This is a genomic window from Pseudomonas sp. B22(2017) (genome assembly GCF_002113105.1).
In the GTDB taxonomy this organism is placed as follows: Bacteria; Pseudomonadota; Gammaproteobacteria; order Pseudomonadales; family Pseudomonadaceae; genus Aquipseudomonas; species Aquipseudomonas asiatica.
Map to the genome: position 1 here is coordinate 1 of NZ_NEJN01000037.1, position 878 is coordinate 878.

Annotated in this window: 1 protein-coding gene; it reads right to left on the bottom strand. The window is 69.0% G+C overall.

Translation table 11 applies throughout. From position 1 onward, the window contains the following. The coding region (locus tag CAG18_RS25915) for an AMP-binding protein (protein ID WP_143492708.1) at positions 1-878 on the bottom strand (878 nt) is incomplete at both ends.

Sequence of the window (878 nt, forward strand, 5' to 3'; positions counted from 1 at the left end):
CGCTCGGCAGCCTGGGCCTCGGTGCTGGCCATCACGGCCGCATCGGCAGGCACTACATAACCCACCAGCTGCTTGCCGCCCGAGCCGTCCTGGGCCAGGACCACGCCCTGGGCCACGCTGGCCTGCGCCTGCAGCCGCGCCTCGATCTCGCCCAGTTCGATGCGAAAACCTCGAATCTTCACCTGATGGTCGATCCGCCCCAGGTACTCCACCGTCCCCGCGCCGCCGTAGCGGGCCAGGTCGCCCGAGCGGTACAGGCGGCCACCCTGGCTGTCGAACGGGTTGGGCACGAAGCGCTCGGCGGTCAGCCCCGGACGCCCGTGATACCCCCGTGCCAGGCCGACCTGGCCGATCACCAGTTCGCCGTGGCTGCCCGGGGCCACCGGGTTCAGTGCGGCATCCAGCAGGTACCACGACAGGTCCGGGATCACCTCGCCGATCGGGCTGCTCGCGCCCTTGGCCAAATCGGCCTGGGTGATCGGCCGGTAGGTCACATGCACCGTGGTTTCGGTGATGCCGTACATGTTGATCAGCCGTGGCTGCCGGTCGCCGAACACCTCGAACCAGGGCTCGAGGCTGCCCACGTCCAGCGCTTCACCGCCGAACACCACGTGCCGCAAGGCCAGGCCCTGCCCCTGCCGCGCTGACGCGCAGGCCACCGGGATCAACTGGCGGAACGCCGACGGCGTCTGGTTCAGCACCGTCACCTGCTCGCGCTGCAGCAGCGCATGGAAGTCCTCGGTGGAGCGCGCCACGTCCTTGGCCACCATCACCGCCCGGCCGCCATACAACAGCGCGCCGAACAGCTCCCATACCGAGAAGTCGAAGGCGTAGGAGTGGAACACCGTCCACACGTCACTGGCATCGAAGCGGAACCA